Genomic DNA, 15,409 nt, shown 5'->3' with positions numbered 1-15,409 from the left:
ACACCCGGGCCGGTACCCTGGAGTCATGAAGCTGACCGTCGTCCTTGGCCCTGCGGAGACACGCACCTTCCTCGTCGAGGGCGACGACCTGGACGAGGTCCGCCGCCTGGCCGAGGAGCAGGTCCCCGAGGGCTGGCGACTCGTCTCCCTCACCACGCTCTGACACCGGCGGCCGGACGACGGCGCTCGCCGCGCACGAGCGCTGGCCCTAGTCTGAAGGCATGTGCGGACGATTCGCCCTCGACGACCGCGTCGACGAGATGATCACGGAGTGGGTCCTCGACGGGAACACCCCCCACTCCTGGGCGCCCGAGGGCTGGCGGCCGTCCTGGAACATCTCCCCCGGCCAGAGCATCGCCGTGCTCCTGGAGACGGCCCTGCGGCCGGGCGGGGCCGTCGCCCCCCGCGTCCTGGAGGGGCTGTGGTCGCTCCTGCCCCCGTGGGCGACGACGCCGCGGCTGAGCTACCCCACCTTCAACGCCAGGGCCGAGACGCTGACCACCACGCGCAGCTGGAGCGGCGCCGTGGCCGCGCACCGCTGCGTCATCCCCGCGAGCGCGTACTACGAATGGTCGGGCCCGAAGGGTTCCCGGATCCCCCACGTCGTCCACGCCCCCGACGACGCCCCCTCGCGATGGCCGGACTGTACTCGTGGTGGCGGCCCGACCGGGAGAGCCCGTGGCGGCTGACCGCGACCGTCATCACGCGTCAGGCGGTCGGGCCGATCGCCGCGCTGCACGACCGCACGCCGCTGATCCTCCCCGGCGCGCTCGTCCGGGACTGGATCGACCCCGCGATCCACGGCGACGCCGCGCTCGTCGACGAGGTCGTCGCGGCCGCCGCGCCCCTGGCCCGGTCGCTGCTCTCCTTCCCCGTCGCGCCGCTGCGGGGTGACGGCCCCGCGCTGCTCCGTCCGCTCCCGGACGCCGCGGCGGGACCCGACGCTGCGGCGGGACCGGACGCTGCGGCGGGACCGGAGACGACGGGGACCGGCACGCCGGGACGCCCGGCGACGACGGGCGCACCGTGACCGCGCCGCGCACCCTCATCCACTCCGTCCGGGCGATCAGCGACGGCGTCGTCACCGAGGATGCCTGGCTGCTCTTCGACGACGGACGCATTCGCGAGAGGGGGACGGGGACCGGCTGGACGACGGCCACAGACCGGGGCTCCTCACCCGCCGAGATCGTCGACGCCGAGGGGATGACCCTCACCCCCGGTTTCGTCGACCTGCACTGCCACGGCGGGGCAGGCATCGACGTCTCCGCGCCCGGAGCGGACCTCCGGGCCGCGCTGGCCCCCCACCGCGCCGCGGGCACCACCCGCAGCGTCGTCTCGCTCGCCACGGCGCCCGTCGAGGACCTGCTCGCACGCCTGCGCGAACTGCGCCACGCGGTCGCGGCCGATCCCCTCGTCCTCGGTGTTCACCTGGAGGGGCCCTTCCTCTCCGCCGAGCGCTCGGGCGCGCACGCGGCCACGCTGCTGCGCGACCCCGAGCCCGCGCTCGTCGAGGCACTCCTCACCGCCGGAGGGGACGCGCTGCTCCAGGTGACCGTGGCCCCCGAGCTGCCCGGCGCCCTGGATGCGATCCGGCTCCTCCACGGCCGGGGCGTCGTCGCCGCCGTCGGCCACACCGCCGCGACCGGCGAGCGGACGGCCGCCGCGATCGCCGCGGGCGCCCGGCTCGTCACCCACGCGTTGAACGCCATGGCCCCGATCGCGGCCAGGGAGCCCGGCCCCGTCGGTGCCGCGCTCGCCGACGACCGCGTCGTGCTCGAGCTGATCGGGGACGGCACCCATCTGCACGACGACACCGCCCGTCTCCTCATCGCCGCGGGCCGCGGGCGGATCGCCTTCGTGTCGGACGCCCTCGCGGCGACGGGGGCGGAGGACGGCGGCTACCGGCTCGCCGGCGTCCCCTACCGCGTCGAACGCGGCGTCGCGCGCCTGGCCGACGGCACCCTCGCCGGAGCGACGGACACCCTCGACGTCGCCCTGCGCCGCGCCGTCTCGGAGCTCGGCATGAGCCTCGTCGACGCCGTCGACGCCCTCACCGTCGTCCCCGCGCGCGTCCTCGGTGTCGACGGGAGCGTCGGAGCGCTCACGCCGGGACTCGCCGCGGACGCCGTGCTGCTGAACGCGGAGCTCGGCGTCAGGGGCGTCTGGGCCGACGGCACGCGCCTGCGCTGACGGGCAGGCGCGGGCCCAGGTCACCGCCAGGTCACGATCCGGCCGGGGCGCGGCCGAACCCAGGTGATCATCAAGCTCGTACGAGAAAATGGTCTCTCCCCCACCCCGGCACCCCGGAAGGACACGTGTGACCGCTGCGCTCGTGATCGACATCCTGCTCGCGCTCGCGCTGCTGGGCACGGTGCTGCGCGGGTGGTCGTCGGGATTCTTCCGCGTGCTGGGGAGCCTGGCCGGTCTCGGGCTCGGCGCGGTCGCCACCTACCTGACGCTGCCCGCGCTGATGAGCTGGGTCCCCGATCCCTCCTGGCGCGTCCCCGCGGCGATCGCCGCCACCGTCGTTCTCGTCGCCGGCGGCGCCGTGATCGGCTCGATCATCGGGACGCTGTTCCGCACCGGCGCGCGCAAGATCAAGCTCGGCCTCATCGACCGCCTCGCCGGGGCCGCGGCATCGCTCGCCGTCGGGGCGCTCACCATCCTGCTGATCAGCAGCGGGATCACGGCCCTCGGCACGCCGTGGCTGACGCCCGCGGTCGCCGGCTCGCGCATCGTCCAGACCATCCAGGGGCTCACCCCTGCACCGCTGGCGACGGCGCTGTCGGAGGCCAGGGACGCCTTCATCGCCGAGGCACCGGCCTGGGTCGTCGACACCGTCGACGCGCCCGCGCTCGACGGCGTGGCCGCCCCCGCCGTCGACGTCTCGACGGAGGGAGTCGAGACCGCGCTCGACTCGGTCGCCCTCATCTCGGGGACCGCAGCCGAGTGCGGGGTGAACATGACCGGGAGCGGCTTCGTCGTCGCCCCCGGCCGGATCGTCACCAACGCCCACGTCGTCGCCGGCGTCGACCGGCCGGTCGTCGACCTGCCGAACGAGCTGCCCTCGGCGGGCAGGGTCGTCTACTGGGACGCCGAGGCAGACCTCGCCGTCATCGCCGTGGAGAGCACCGAGACCTCCGCGCTGCCGCTGAGCGCGACGCTCGGCGTCGGCAGCGAGGCCGTCGTCGCCGGGCACCCGCTCGGCGGACCGCTCGCGGTCGGCGGTGCATCGGTGCTCGCTGCCGGGCCCCTGACACTGAGCACGACGGGCGCGGACACGGTCACGCGCGACGCCTACACGCTCGCCGCGAGCGTCAAGAAGGGCAACTCGGGCGGCCCTGTGCTCACCACGGACGGCGCCGTCGCTGGCGTCGTCTTCGGCACCTCGCGCACGGAGGGTGACATTGCCTACGCCGTGACCATGGCCGAGCTGACACCGGTGGTGGCCGAGGCGCCCTCCCTGGTCAAGACGGTGCCGAGCGGCAGCTGCGAGACGGCCGGCTGATCACGCCGCCGAGGCGGAGCGGCAGACGGTACAGCGTCGGCGGTTCAGCGTCGGCGATTCAGCGGCGGTTGGCCACCCGGAGGGGGATCGCGATCGACAGCACGATCAGCAGCAGGCCGAGGCAGAAGATCAGCGCCTGGAAGCTCGCAACGGTGAAGGCGAGGCTGAACAGGTACATCCCGCCCAGGAACAGGACGATCGCGACGAAGAAGAGCATGCTCACAGCATAACCGGAGCCCCGCGGCCGCCCGACCACGGGCATCCGGCCCCTCTCGCGCGACGGCGCCCGTCACTGGAAGTCCCTCGACCGTGTGCGCACCCCGGTGGACAGCGGCTGCAGCTCGTCGGCGACGAGGTTGACGACGCCCTCGGGCGAGCGTTCGAGGACCCCCCTCACCCGCATGGCCGCCGCCGTGCGCGCCGTGCGCCGGAACCGCGACCACACCCCCGGGGAACACACGACGTTGAGCAGCCCGGTCTCGTCCTCGATGTTGACGAAGGTGATCCCCGATGCCGTCGCCGGACGCTGGCGGTGCGTGACCACCCCCGCGGCCCACACGCGCCGCCCCTGCTCGGCCCCGGCGAGCTCGGCGAGCTCGGCGACCGAGAGGACCCCCTCGGCGCGCAGTCCTCCGCGCAGGTGGGCGACCGGGTGCTCCCCGACCGACACCCCCATCGACCAGAGGTCGGAGACCATCCGCTCGTGGTCGTCGAGCAGGCCGAACAGCGGCGGCTGGATGACGACGGCCGTGCCAGCCAGCTGGTCGGGACGCTCCCCCGCGGCCTGGCCTGCCGTCCAGAGCGCCTCCCTCCGCGATGACCCGAAACCGCCGAACGCCCCCGCCGCGGCGAGCGCCTCCAGCTGGGCGGCGCTCAGACCCGTCCGTCTGGCCAGGTCGTGCTGGTCGAGATAGGGGCCCGACTCCTCCCGCTCGGCGACGATCCGTTCCGCTGTCGCCCTCCCGACGGCTCCGACCTGGTCGAGCCCGAGCCGGACCGCGCAGTGCCCGTCCCGTCGGTGCTCGGCCGAGCGGTCGGGCGCCGCGGGGTCGAATGGCGCCGGGCGCTCCCCCTCGGCGCCGGCGGAACCGGAGGAACCGGCGGAACCGGCGGCACCCGGATCGGCGCACAGGCAGGAGGGCATCCCCGTCGGCGCGGAGGACGCCCCCTCGGCACGCTCCAGGGCGGGACCGGCCTGGGAGCGCAGGATGTCGGGCCCGAGCACCCGCACCCCCCGGCGCTTGGCGTCGGCGATGAGGCTCTGCGGCGAGTAGAACCCCATCGGCTGAGCCGCGAGCAGCGCCGCGAGGAACGCGGCGGGATAGTGCAGCCGCACCCAGGCGCTGGCGTACACGAGCAGGGCGAAGCTGATCGAGTGGCTCTCGGCGAAGCCGAAGTTGGCGAAGGCCTGGATCGTCGCGTACACCCGGTCGGCGTCCTCGATGCCGATGCCGCGCGCCGCCATCCCCGCGTAGAGCTTCTCGCGCAGCGACTCGATCCGCTCCTGCCCGCGCTTGGACCCCATCACCCTGCGCAGCAGGTCGGCGTCCTCGCCACTGCAGCCGCCGACGATCATGGCCATCTGCATGAGCTGCTCCTGGAAGACCGGCACCCCGAGCGTGCGCTCGAGCACGGGCACCAGGTCGGGGTGCAGGTACTCGACCGGTTCCTCCCCCCGGCGTCGGCGCAGGTAGGGGTGCACCGCGCCGCCCTGGATCGGGCCCGGCCGGATCATGGCGATCTCGATGACCAGGTCGTAGAGCTCCCGCGGCTGCAACCGCGGCAGCAGACCCATCTGGGCCCGGCTCTCGACCTGGAACACCCCGATGACGTCGGCACGGCAGAGCATGTCGTACACGGCCGGCTCCTCCTTGGGCATGCTCTGCAGGTCCCAGCGCTCGCCGCAGTGCTCGTCGGCCATGTCAAAGGCGTGTTGGAGCGCGGACAGGATGCCCAGGCCGAGCAGGTCGAACTTGACCAGGCCCATCCAGGCGCAGTCGTCCTTGTCCCACTGCAGCACCGTCCTGCCCGGCATGCGCGCGTGCTCGATGGGGCAGACCTCGCCGACCGGCCTGTCGGTGAGCACCATGCCGCCCGAGTGGATGCCGAGGTGCCGGGGCAGGGTGAGCATCCGGTTGCCCAGCGCGACCAGCTCGTCGGGGATGGTGTGGTCCTCGCTGTCGACGCGGGAGCCGCGGCGCTCCATCTGGGTCGACCAGGCGTCCTGCTGGCCCGTGCTGTAGCCGAGCGCTTTCGCCGCGTCGCGCACCGCGGAGGCGGGGCGGTAGCTGATGACGTTCGCCACCTGGGCGGCGTTGCGGCGGCCGTAGCGGGTGTAGACGTACTGGATGACCTCCTCGCGGCGGGCGGCGTCGAAGTCGACGTCGATGTCGGGCTCCTCGTCGCGCAGCGTGGACAGGAACCGTTCGAACGGCAGCCGGTACCGGATCGAGTCGACCGCGGTGATCCTCAGCAGGTAGCAGACGGCCGAGTTCGCGGCCGAGCCCCTGCCCTGGCAGAGGATCCCCCTCCCCCTGGCGAAGCGCACGATGTCGTGCACGATGAGGAAGTAGCCGGGGAAGTCCTTCTGCTCGATGACGGCGAGCTCCCTGGCGATCCGGCTGCGCGCAGGCTCGTCCATGTCGGGGTACAGCTCGGCGGCCCCCTCCCACACGAGCGCGCGCAGGTGGTCCATGGGCGTCCGGCCGTCGGGGGTGAGCTCCTTCGGCAGCCCGGGGGTGGCGCTGCGCAGCCGGAACGCGGCCTCCTCCGCGACCCTGACCGTCTCCGCGACGGCCCCGGGGTGACGGCGGAAGCGCTCAGCCATCTCGGCGCCGGAGCGGAGCCGGCGCGCGCCGCCCGGCGGCAGCCACCCCTCCATCTCCGCCAGCGGTCGCCTCGCCCTGACGGCGGCGAGCACGTCGGCGAGGGGGGCGTCGTCGACCCCGGCGTAGTGCGCCCCCGTCGTGGCGACGACGGGCAGGCCGAGCCGGGCCGCGACGGAGGCGAGGGCGTCGTTGCGGGCGCTGTCCTCCGGCAGCCCGTGGTCACAGAGCTCGACGAGGACGTTGTCGGCGCCGAAGCGCTCGACGAGGGCGCGGCAGACGGCGGCGGCCTCGGACTCGCCCCCGCGGCGCAGCGCTCCCTGCACCGCCCCCTTGCGGCATCCGGTGAGCGCGATGAGCCGGCCCTCCGCCTGCTCCGCGACGCCGTCGAGGTCGAACAGCGGGGCGCCCTTCTGTGCCCCTTCGGCGAGCTGCCCGTCCGTGATGATGCCCGACAGGCGGTGGTAGCCCTCCCTCCCCCTGGCCAGGAGCAGGAGGTGCTCGCCCTCCGGGTCGGGGACCCCGGCGGACAGCCCCGTCACCCCGCAGTGGAGCTCCGCGCCGAAGACCGTGGCGAGCCGGGGGTGGGCCTCGGCCGCCTCGGCGAATCGCACCGCCCCGTAGAGGCCGTCGTGGTCGGTCAGGGCGAGGGCGGTCAGCCCGAGGGAGGCGGCCGCCTCGACGAGGGACGACGGCGAGGACGAGCCGTCGAGGAAGCTGAAGCTGGAGTGGGCGTGCAGCTCGGCGTAGGGCACGTCGGCCGAGGCGTCCCGCTCGGCGGCCTCCGGGGGCCGGTACGGTTCGCGCTTGCGCGAGAAGGCCGGGCCGTCGCCGCCGTCGGGGACGGAGCCGCCGGGGCGGCTGACGTGGGACAGCCCGCGCTCGATCTCCGACCACGGCATCGGCGGATTGGTGAACCCCATCAGCGGACCCCGCCCCGCCCCGCTCGCGCGCGCTCAGTCATAGCTGGCCTCCAGGTGCCAGTGGCTCGACCCCGTCAGCAGGTAGGCGTTGTGCTGGGCCGTGAGGAGCTGCAGCCGGAAGCGGGCCGCCTGGCCCTCCCACCAGCGCACGCCGACCGGCCAGGGCCCCGCCCACGCCGTCACCGCCTCGTCCGCGCCGCCGAGTCTCAGCTGCTGCGGCTCGGCGCTCAGCCGGTCGCCGACGACCGTCACCGGGGCGCCGTCGCCGTCGCACACCACGACGGCGGGACCGGCGCCGAGGACACGGCTCGGCGCGGGGCCGACCGGCCGGCCGGGCCACGGCCGGGACCGGCGCTCCCTGAGCGCGTCCTCGCCCTCGGCCGGGGCCTCCCCCCACGGCAGGAGCCTGACCCGGTCGGCGAGGGCCTGGCCACCGCTGAGGTGAGGGATCAGGACGCCCTCGTGCCCGAGCATGCTCTGCACACGGGCCAACCCGCCGGACACGCGTTCCTGACCACCGGCACCCCACAGCCCCCTCTGGTGCTCGTGCGCGGCGTCCAGCCCCTCCGGCACGATGCGCAGCTCGGCGACGGCGGCCTCGAGCGCCGCTCCCCCCGAGCCCTGGAGCTGCCAGCGCACGCGGTCGACGACGTCGGAGGGGCGGAACCACCGGGGGTGGCGCCACAGCCGGTCCTGCTCGCCGTGCTCGGTCACGATGACCACCCGGAGCACCGTGATGACGCGTCCGGCCTCGAGCAGCGCGGCGACGAGCTCCTCCGCGTCGGTCCTGATGCGGAAGGTGATCTCGTCCGCCCGCTCCGCCGCCGGCTCGAAGCGGCGCGTCCTCGTCCACTCGGGGGGAACGACACGGGGGACGACGCCCTCCTCCTCCCTGGCCGAGGCACGCGTCCAGGCGATCCGCCCTCCCTGGCCGAAGCGCGCGGCGACGGACTCCTCGTCCAGCGCCGCCAGCTCGCCGAGCCTGGACACGCCGAGCCGCGCCAGCAGGGCGGCCAGCTCGGGCTCGTCGAGAACGCTCAGCGGCAGCCCGGCGAGCATCTCGGCGCTGCGGCCGGGCGAGACGACGAGGACGGGCCGGACGGCGGAGGTGAACCGCAGCGCGGTCTGGGCGGCGAAGGGGCCGTCGGCGACGGCGACCCGGGCAGTTCTGCTGCCCGCGGCGAGCAGCGCCTCGGCCAGCCGCCCGGCCGCCTCGTGCTCGCCCCCGTAGTAGCGGGCGGCCCCGCGGGCGCGCACGAGCAGGAGCCCGGGGCGCAGCAGCTGCACCCCGGGGACGGCGTCCTCGATTGCCGCGACGACGGGCGAGAAGTCGCGCATCGCCGTGCCCTCGTCCTCGGCGAGGAGCACGAGCTCGGGGCAGCGGTACTGGGCCTCGCGCAGACGGATGCCCTCCTCCACCCCCGCCGCGGCGGCGGCGGCGCTGGCGGCGAGGATCCGGTCGCCCCGGGAGATCGCGATCAGGCCGTCCGGGTCTGCCCCTGCCCTCCTGGCCGCCGCGTCGACGACCCAGCCGGGGGCGAGGACGGCCATCGTGCGCACCGGCCCGCTCACCGCGCCGCCGCCCAGCGTTCCGGTGGGGACGACACGGACGACGCCCCGGCCGGCACGAGCACGGGCCCCCTCTCGCCCCCGATGCGTCCGGTCCGCGCCCCCGCCCCGTCGCGCAGGGCGGACGAGCCGACCGCCCTGCCCTCCGCATCGACCCGGAGCAGCCAGCCCCGCGGGCGTCCCGCCCCCCTGCTCTCGACGACCACCTCGACCTCGCGCGCGCCGAGGCCGCCCCACCCCCGGCCGAGGCCGCTCCATCGGATGGCCTGCGTCCGCAGCCGTGCCTCCGGCTGCGGCCAGTCGCCGACGACGACGAGACTGGCCGAGCGGTCGCGGAGCCTGGCCTGCAGACGTGACAGCTCCCCCGCGCTCAGGCGCAGGCCCGGCCCGACGATCACCACCCCGACGACGTCGACGAGCGCGGAGACGACGGCGAGCGCGTGCGCACCGGGCTCCGGCACGAGGACCAGCCGCTCCCCCGACACCCCGGCGGCCAGCGCCGCCTCGACCCCGAAGTCGGGGACACCCGCCACGGCGCACCATGCGCCCTGGGCGCTCGCCCCCGCGACCAGGCCGACCGCGAGCGAGAGGGCGTGCGGCGTCGCGTACACCCGGCCGTGGCCGAGCACCCCGCCGGGGAGCAGGGGCTCGAAGGCCGAGGAGAGCGGGAAGCCCCGCTCGGGAGGCGGAGTCCCCTGCATCTGACCGATGCGCGCCCTGAGCCCGTCGAGCACCTCTCTGCTCGGTGCGACCAGAGTCGCGGCGGAGGCGGGGGCGGGAACCATGCCTTCATTATTCGAAGATGTGTTCGAATATGTCAAACCCGGCGACGTGTCCATGCTCCGGCACACCACCGTCATCCGCCAGCGCGCAGCGCTCAGCGCACCGGGCACACCGCGCCGCGCGACGCGGGCGCAGCGCAGCGCGCGACGAGGCACACCGCACCCGATGACGGGCGCGACGGGCCGCCCCGCCGTCGGTAGACTGCTCCGATGGCGATCACGGTGAACAGCGGCCCCCTGTCCGAGCTCGACCCCCGCGTGCTCTACCGCATCCTCCAGATCCGCGTCGACGCCTTCGTCGTCGAGCAGGACTGCGCCTACCCGGACCTGGACAGCCTCGACCTGGCCCCCGACACCCTCCTGGTCTGGGCGGAGGAGGACGGTGAGGTGCTCGGAACGATCCGCATCCTCGGAACGGGATCCCGGGTCAGGCGGATCGGTCGCGTCGCGACGGACCCCGCGGCGAGGGGCCGCGGCGTGGGCGGGCAGCTCATGCGCGCGGGCGTGGAGCTGTGCGCGGGGGCCGACGCCGTCGTCATCGGCGCCCAGGCGCACCTGGAGCGCTGGTACGGCGGGTTCGGCTTCGTCAGGGACGGCGACGACTACCTCGAGGACCGCATCCCCCACCTGCCGATGCGCCTGCCCCTGGCGCACGACCGGCAGCCGGAGCCCTCAGGTCACTGAGAGGGGCGGCTCACCCCAGGCCAGGCAGCGCCGCGCGGAACCCGTCGAACTGCTCCGCGCGCTGCGCGAACGGGGCTCCGAGCAGGTGCGGCGGCAACGCCGCGTCCTCCCCCGGAAGAACGTCGACGCGACCCTCGCGCTGACGCCAGACCCCGACGACGCGACCCCCGACGACGGCGGTCGCCCTCGCGATGCCGTTCGAGGTCATCACCGCCGAGGCGTGCGCGGGGTCCAGCTGCAGCGACCGGTCCCTGTAGCCGAGCAGATGCTCGTCGAAGGCGGGAAGCAGCAGAAGCTGCTCACCGTCGGAGCGACCGGTGCCGGCCGAGTCGTCGGCCTGACTGCCCGGGTCCCACCAGTGCTCCGTCCCGTCCACGACGACCCGCTCCAGCCCGTCCTCCTCGGCGAGGGTGAGCGCGAGCCGCGCGTCACGACGGGTCAGCCCGGTCCACCAGGACAGATCGGCGCCGGTCACCGGCCCGTGCCCCGCGACGGCGCGCCGGCCGAGCGTTCGCAGCGCCACGTCGCGCTCGAGCGGGGCGCGGCGTGGCAGCCACTCCTCGGCGAGGACGAGGTCGAGCCCCCGCCCGTCCGGCGAGGGAGGGCCGAAGACGGTGACCCCGTTCTGGCAGAGCGCCCAGACGAGGTGATACGACCATCCCGTGCGCAGCTCGAGCCCGTTCTCCGTCCAGAAGGAGAGCAGTCCCGCCCTGCCGATGCGTCCCCCTCCGCCCAGCAACGCGCGCGTGAGCTCCTCGGCCCTGTCGTAGTCGGCCATCTCCAGCCCGAGGACGCCGCGGCGGCGCGGCCAGCCGGCGAGCGCCCTCGGCCCGGCCAGATCCTGGAGCCAGCCGAGATCCTCCGCCGCAAGGAGGTGCACGGTCCCCCTCATCGGCCACGACCGGACGAGAGAGCCGTCGGCGAGGGCCTGGCGCACCGCCTCGGCCGCCGCCGCGGCCGCCTCCTGTCCCTCGTCGCCCTGCGCGAGGAGCACCCGGAGCCCGAGCGCCCAGAGCGCCTGGGGCAGGTCCTGCGCCTGCACCGCCAGCAGGCGACCGGCGACCGCGGCCGGCCGTGGGTCGGCGCCGGGCGTGCGCGCGGCGGAGGGCAGGAGCCCGAGGGCGCGCATCCGGGCGCGACGGGCCTCGGCACAGGAGAGCACGGCGGTCATGCCGCGAGGCTACTCCCCCGGCAGCGCCCTGCTGAGCGCCTGAAGCAGCTGGGGCATGCTCGGCGGTCCCTCGCCGCGGAACACCTCGGTCCCGGCGTCGTCGGCGACGATGAGGGTCGGCGTCATCCGGACGCCGTCCCGCTCGGCCTCATCCGGCCAGGAGGCGATGTCCCTCTCGACGACACTCAGCGAGGGGACGAGCGTCCCGGCCCGCTCGACGACGCGGCGCGCGACGGCGCACGGGCCGCAGAACGCGCTGGTGTACATGAGCAGTCTCATCGTCGTCGTCAACCGGAGCGGGGGCGCGATGATTCCCTCCTCCTGCCAGACTGGACGCACACCGCGACCGGACCGCGACGAGAAGAGACCTGACGATGCCGTCGATCCCCGATGACCTGCTCACCCCCGCCGAGGCGGGGGAACGCGCCGTGACGCTCGGCCGGTGGTCGCTCCTGCTCAGGGGCGACCACCTCGACGAGATCGCCGTCGACGGCCGCCGCGTGCTCCGCGGGATCCGTGTCGTCGTCAGGGACGCCGACTGGCGCACGCCGCAGGCGGAGGTGTCCCGGCTCGAGGTGTCCGACGAGGCACTGACCGTGGCCGGCACGGGCTCCCTCGACGGTCTGCGCTACGCGATGACCCTCCGCGTCACGGCGGAGGGCGGGGTGCTGACGGCGGAGGCCGAGGTCGAGCTGCTCGACGACGCCGACTGCAACAGGGCCGGCCTCATCGTCCTGCTGCCCGCGGACGCGAGCGGGGCGCCGTTCCGCGTCACCGATCAGCGGGGAGCGTCCGTCGAGGGCTGGCTCCCCGAGCGGGTGGCGCCGCACCAGCCCGCCGTCGACATCGCCCGCCTGCGCTGGGAGCCGGCGGGGCTCGAGGCCGAGCTGGCGTTCAGCGGCGAGGTGTTCGAGATGGAGGACCAGCGCAACTGGACCGACGCGTCGTTCAAGGTCTACTCGACACCGCTGCGGCTGCCCTTCCCCGTGCACCACCCGCGGGGCCGACGGCTGCGCCAGTCGCTCCGGTTGACCGCGGCGCACCGCGGGGCGGCCGCGCCGGCCCCTCCCACGTCCGCGGTGCTCGGTCTGGAGCGGAGCCGGGACGGCCGCGCCCCGGAGATCGGCGTCCTGGCGTCCACCGCCCCCGACGGCCCGCACCCGGAGGCCCCCGCCAGTGCCGCGGGCGTCGTGCTCGTCGAGATCGACCCGCGTGAGCCGCAGTGGCGCGCCGCGCTCGACCGCGCCGTCGAGGACGCGGCGGGCAGGCCCATCGACCTGCGGCTGACCGTCGGCGACGACGGGGAACTCATCGAGCCGCTGCGCGCCGCCGCGGCGCTGGGCGGTCAGCTGCACCGGCTGGGGGTGTTCCGTCGCGACGGGCTGCTCGGCTCCGCCGCGCTGCTCCGCTCGGCCGAGCGGATGCTGGACGGCACGGCCGCCCCCGAGCTCGTCGGCGGCACACGCGCCCACTTCACCGAGCTCAACCGGGGCGCGCAGGCGCTGTCGGACTGGCCGGGCGCTCTGGGCTTCAGCATCACCCCGACGATGCACGACCTCGCCGGGCACCAGCTGGTGGAGTCGCTCGCGCTCCAGCGCACCGTGCGCGACGGGGCGCTGGCCATCGCCGACGGCCGCCGCCTGCACGTCGGCCCCGTCACGCTGCGGGCCCGCCTGAACGCCGTCGCGACGACCGGCACGATCCCGTCGGGGCGGTCGGACACCGCCGAGGGCTACGGGCCCGAGCACGTCCCAGGCAGCACGGACGGACGGCAGGGGACCCTCGCGGCCGCGAGCTGGCTGCTGGCCTCGGCCGCGCAGCTCTCCGGGGCCGGCGTCGCCTCGATCACCCTCGGCGAGGAGTGGGGCCCGCGGGGTCTCGGTCCCGCGGGGACGCGGGCCATCGAGTGGCTGAGCAGGGCGAGCGGCCGGCCGCTGCTGGAGCCGGCCACGGGGCTCCCCGGGGTCTTCGCCTTCGGGACGGTGACGGCCGACGGCGCCGAGCTTGTCGTGTCGAACCTGACCGCGGACACCCTCCTCGTCGACCCGGGTGCCGTCGCCGGCTGCGAGCTGCTCAGCGGCCGCCCCGCCGACGTCAGGGGGCCGGAGGGCGACGGGGACCGCATCGGGATCGCCCCCGGCGACGCCGCGCGGCTGCTGCTCGACGCCGCCGCGCTCACCCTCCGGCTGGACCTCGTGCCCTCCGCCGGCCGGACGGGCGTGCGGCGGGGCTAGTCCTCGCCCCCCTGCCGCGGGGAAGGCTCCGGCGACGCCCCGCCGGGGCCGGTCGCCGCCTCGCCGCCCGTGCGCGTCCCGGCGTCGGTGGCGGGAAGTCCGCCACGCTCCCTGGCCTCGAGCGTCTCCGCCTCCGCACCGCCGACGGCCTCTCCCCTGGCGACCAGGCCGGCCACGTCGGACAGCGGGATCTGCTTGAGCAGCAGGGACAGCACGAAGGCGATCGCGATGAACGGCAGCAGATACCAGAACACCGGGGCGAGCGCGTCGGCGTAGGCGGCGACCACGCCGTCGCGCAGCCCCTCGGGCAGCTGGCTCAGCGTCTGCGGGTCGATCGTCGCCGCCGACTGGGAGGCCTCGCCCGCGCTGGCCCCTGCGCCGGCGAACACCCCGGTGAGGTTTTCGGTGAGCCGGGTCGTGAAGATGGTGCCGAACACCGCCACCCCCAGGGAGGCGCCGACCTCGCGGAAGTAGTTGTTCGTGCTCGTCGCCGTCCCGACCTGGGCGGGCGACACCGAGTTCTGCGCGACGAGGACCACGACCTGCATGATGAGCCCGAGCCCGGCGCCGAAGACGAACAGGAACACGCAGATCAGCCAGATCGGGGTGTCGGCCGTCAGGCTCGTGAAGGCGATCATCGCCCCGGCGGTGATGAGCGTGCCGAGGATCGGGTACATGCGGTAGCGGCCGGTGGCGCTGATCAGGTTCCCCGAGAGGATCGACGTCCCCATCAGGCCGACCATCATCGGGATCATCAGCAGACCCGAGGCCGCGGCCGAGGTCCCCGAGGACATCTGCAGGAAGGTGGGGATGAAGCCGATCGCGGAGAACATGCCGAGCCCCAGGGTCATCCCGATGGCCGTCGCGTTGATGAACGTCGGGTTCCGGAACAGCGCGAGCGGGATGATCGGGTCGGCGGCACGGGCCTCGACGAGGACGAAGACGAGCGCGGAGACGAGCATGCCCGCCCCGAACAGCCAGGTCTCCACGGCACCCCAGCCGTAGGCCGCGTCGCCGCCGAAGTCGGTGAAGAAGATCAGGCAGGCGGTGAAGGCGGACAGGAACACCACGCCGAGGACGTCGATGGGCTTGCTCGCCTTCTTGTTCGGCAGCGTGAGTGCGAAGTACGCGATCGCGAAGGCGGCGATGCCGACGGGGATGTTGATGTAGAACGCCCACTGCCAGGTGAGGTGGTCGACGAAGAAGCCGCCGAGGAGCGGTCCGGCGACCGCGGACAGGCCGAAGACGGCGCCGAGCGGCCCCAGGTACTTGCCGCGCTCGGAGGCGGGCACGATGTCGGCGATGATGGCCTGCGACAGGATCATCAGGCCTCCGCCGCCGAGCCCCTGCACCGCCCGCCAGATGATCAGCTGGGTGAAGTCGCCGGCGACGGCGCAGCCGAGCGAGGCGACGGTGAACAGCGCGATGGCGACGAGGAACAGGCGCCTGCGGCCGAGCACGTCGCCGAACTTGCCGTAGACGGGCATGACGATCGTCGTGGCGAGCAGGTACGCCGTGGTCAGCCACACCTGGTGGTCGACCCCGCCGAGCTGTCCGACGATCGTGGGCATCGCGGTGGAGACGATCGTCTGGTCGAGGCTGGACAGCAGCATGCCGGAGATGAGCGCTCCGAAGATGATCCAGATGCGTCGCTGGGTGAGCAGCAGGGGCCCGGAGGAGGGGGCGGCGGTCACGGATGGTCCTTTCGCGGGG

Annotated in this window: 12 protein-coding genes and 1 pseudogene; 6 read left to right on the top strand and 7 right to left on the bottom strand. The window is 74.7% G+C overall.

Annotated elements, in window-relative coordinates:
* Positions 1-25 precede the first annotated feature (25 nt).
* From FM119_RS13955 to FM119_RS13050, 4 genes and pseudogenes are all read left to right on the top strand, one after another.
* Entirely contained in the window at positions 26-163 is a 138-nt protein-coding gene (locus tag FM119_RS13955; protein ID WP_179205345.1) for a hypothetical protein, read from the top strand.
* A gap of 58 nt (positions 164-221) precedes the next feature.
* Positions 222-1,030 (top strand): annotated as a pseudogene (locus tag FM119_RS14435) (SOS response-associated peptidase).
* Positions 1,027-2,190: an N-acetylglucosamine-6-phosphate deacetylase gene (locus FM119_RS13055; RefSeq protein WP_087138601.1), complete on the top strand. Its 1,164-nt coding sequence runs from the start codon at positions 1,027-1,029 to the stop codon at positions 2,188-2,190. The pseudogene FM119_RS14435 and the gene FM119_RS13055 overlap by 4 nt, the downstream one beginning before the upstream one ends.
* 127 nt (positions 2,191-2,317) lie before the next feature.
* A complete protein-coding gene (locus FM119_RS13050) occupies positions 2,318-3,508 on the top strand; it encodes a MarP family serine protease (RefSeq protein ID WP_179205343.1) in 1,191 nt (396 codons plus the stop codon).
* 58 nt (positions 3,509-3,566) lie between these two features.
* Here the strand turns inward: FM119_RS13050 and FM119_RS13950 are convergent, their stop codons facing one another.
* The 4 genes from FM119_RS13950 to FM119_RS13030 all read right to left on the bottom strand — a co-directional run bounded on the left by FM119_RS13950 (position 3,567) and on the right by FM119_RS13030 (position 9,610).
* Positions 3,567-3,725 carry a hypothetical protein gene (locus tag FM119_RS13950; protein WP_179205342.1) on the bottom strand — a complete coding sequence of 53 codons (159 nt, stop codon included), beginning with the start codon at positions 3,723-3,725 and terminating at the stop codon, positions 3,567-3,569.
* Between the two features lie 72 nt (positions 3,726-3,797).
* Positions 3,798-7,256, bottom strand: a complete 3,459-nt coding sequence (locus tag FM119_RS13040; RefSeq protein WP_087138598.1) for an error-prone DNA polymerase — start codon at positions 7,254-7,256, stop codon at positions 3,798-3,800.
* A 33-nt stretch (positions 7,257-7,289) separates the two neighbouring features.
* Positions 7,290-8,828 (bottom strand): DNA polymerase Y family protein, encoded by a 1,539-nt coding sequence (locus FM119_RS13035; protein WP_143822725.1) that lies wholly within the window; start codon positions 8,826-8,828, stop codon positions 7,290-7,292.
* The gene (locus tag FM119_RS13030; protein ID WP_087138596.1) at positions 8,825-9,610 is read right to left on the bottom strand and encodes a hypothetical protein; all 786 of its coding nucleotides are present in this window, start codon (positions 9,608-9,610) and stop codon (positions 8,825-8,827) included. Before FM119_RS13030 ends, FM119_RS13035 begins: the two co-directional genes overlap by 4 nt.
* 207 nt (positions 9,611-9,817) lie before the next feature.
* Here FM119_RS13030 and FM119_RS13025 point away from each other — a divergent pair, with 207 nt between their 5' ends.
* Complete coding sequence (locus FM119_RS13025; RefSeq protein ID WP_087138595.1) at positions 9,818-10,291, top strand: GNAT family N-acetyltransferase; 474 nt, start codon at positions 9,818-9,820, stop codon at positions 10,289-10,291.
* A 10-nt stretch (positions 10,292-10,301) separates the two neighbouring features.
* On the opposite strand, the gene FM119_RS13020 is transcribed toward FM119_RS13025, so the two are convergent.
* On the bottom strand, positions 10,302-11,462 hold the full coding sequence (locus tag FM119_RS13020; protein WP_087138594.1) for a winged helix DNA-binding domain-containing protein: 1,161 nt from the start codon (positions 11,460-11,462) through the stop codon (positions 10,302-10,304).
* Between the two features lie 9 nt (positions 11,463-11,471).
* Positions 11,472-11,801, bottom strand: a complete 330-nt coding sequence (locus FM119_RS13015; RefSeq protein WP_245827504.1) for a thioredoxin family protein — start codon at positions 11,799-11,801, stop codon at positions 11,472-11,474.
* 35 nt (positions 11,802-11,836) lie between these two features.
* On the opposite strand from FM119_RS13015, the gene FM119_RS13010 reads away from it, so the two are divergent.
* Positions 11,837-13,696, top strand: coding sequence for a D-apionate lactonase family protein (locus tag FM119_RS13010; protein ID WP_087138593.1), 1,860 nt, complete (start codon positions 11,837-11,839; stop codon positions 13,694-13,696).
* Here the strand turns inward: FM119_RS13010 and FM119_RS13005 are convergent.
* On the bottom strand, positions 13,693-15,390 hold the full coding sequence (locus FM119_RS13005) for an MDR family MFS transporter (RefSeq protein WP_087138592.1): 1,698 nt from the start codon (positions 15,388-15,390) through the stop codon (positions 13,693-13,695). The genes FM119_RS13010 and FM119_RS13005 overlap by 4 nt on opposite strands.
* Between the last annotated feature and the right edge of the window lie 19 nt (positions 15,391-15,409).

The organism is Mycetocola reblochoni REB411 (assembly GCF_900163835.1).
Taxonomy (GTDB): Bacteria; Actinomycetota; Actinomycetes; order Actinomycetales; family Microbacteriaceae; genus Mycetocola_B; species Mycetocola_B reblochoni.
The sequence above is the reverse complement of the archived record's forward strand: the minus strand, read 5'-3'. Positions and strand labels throughout refer to the sequence as shown.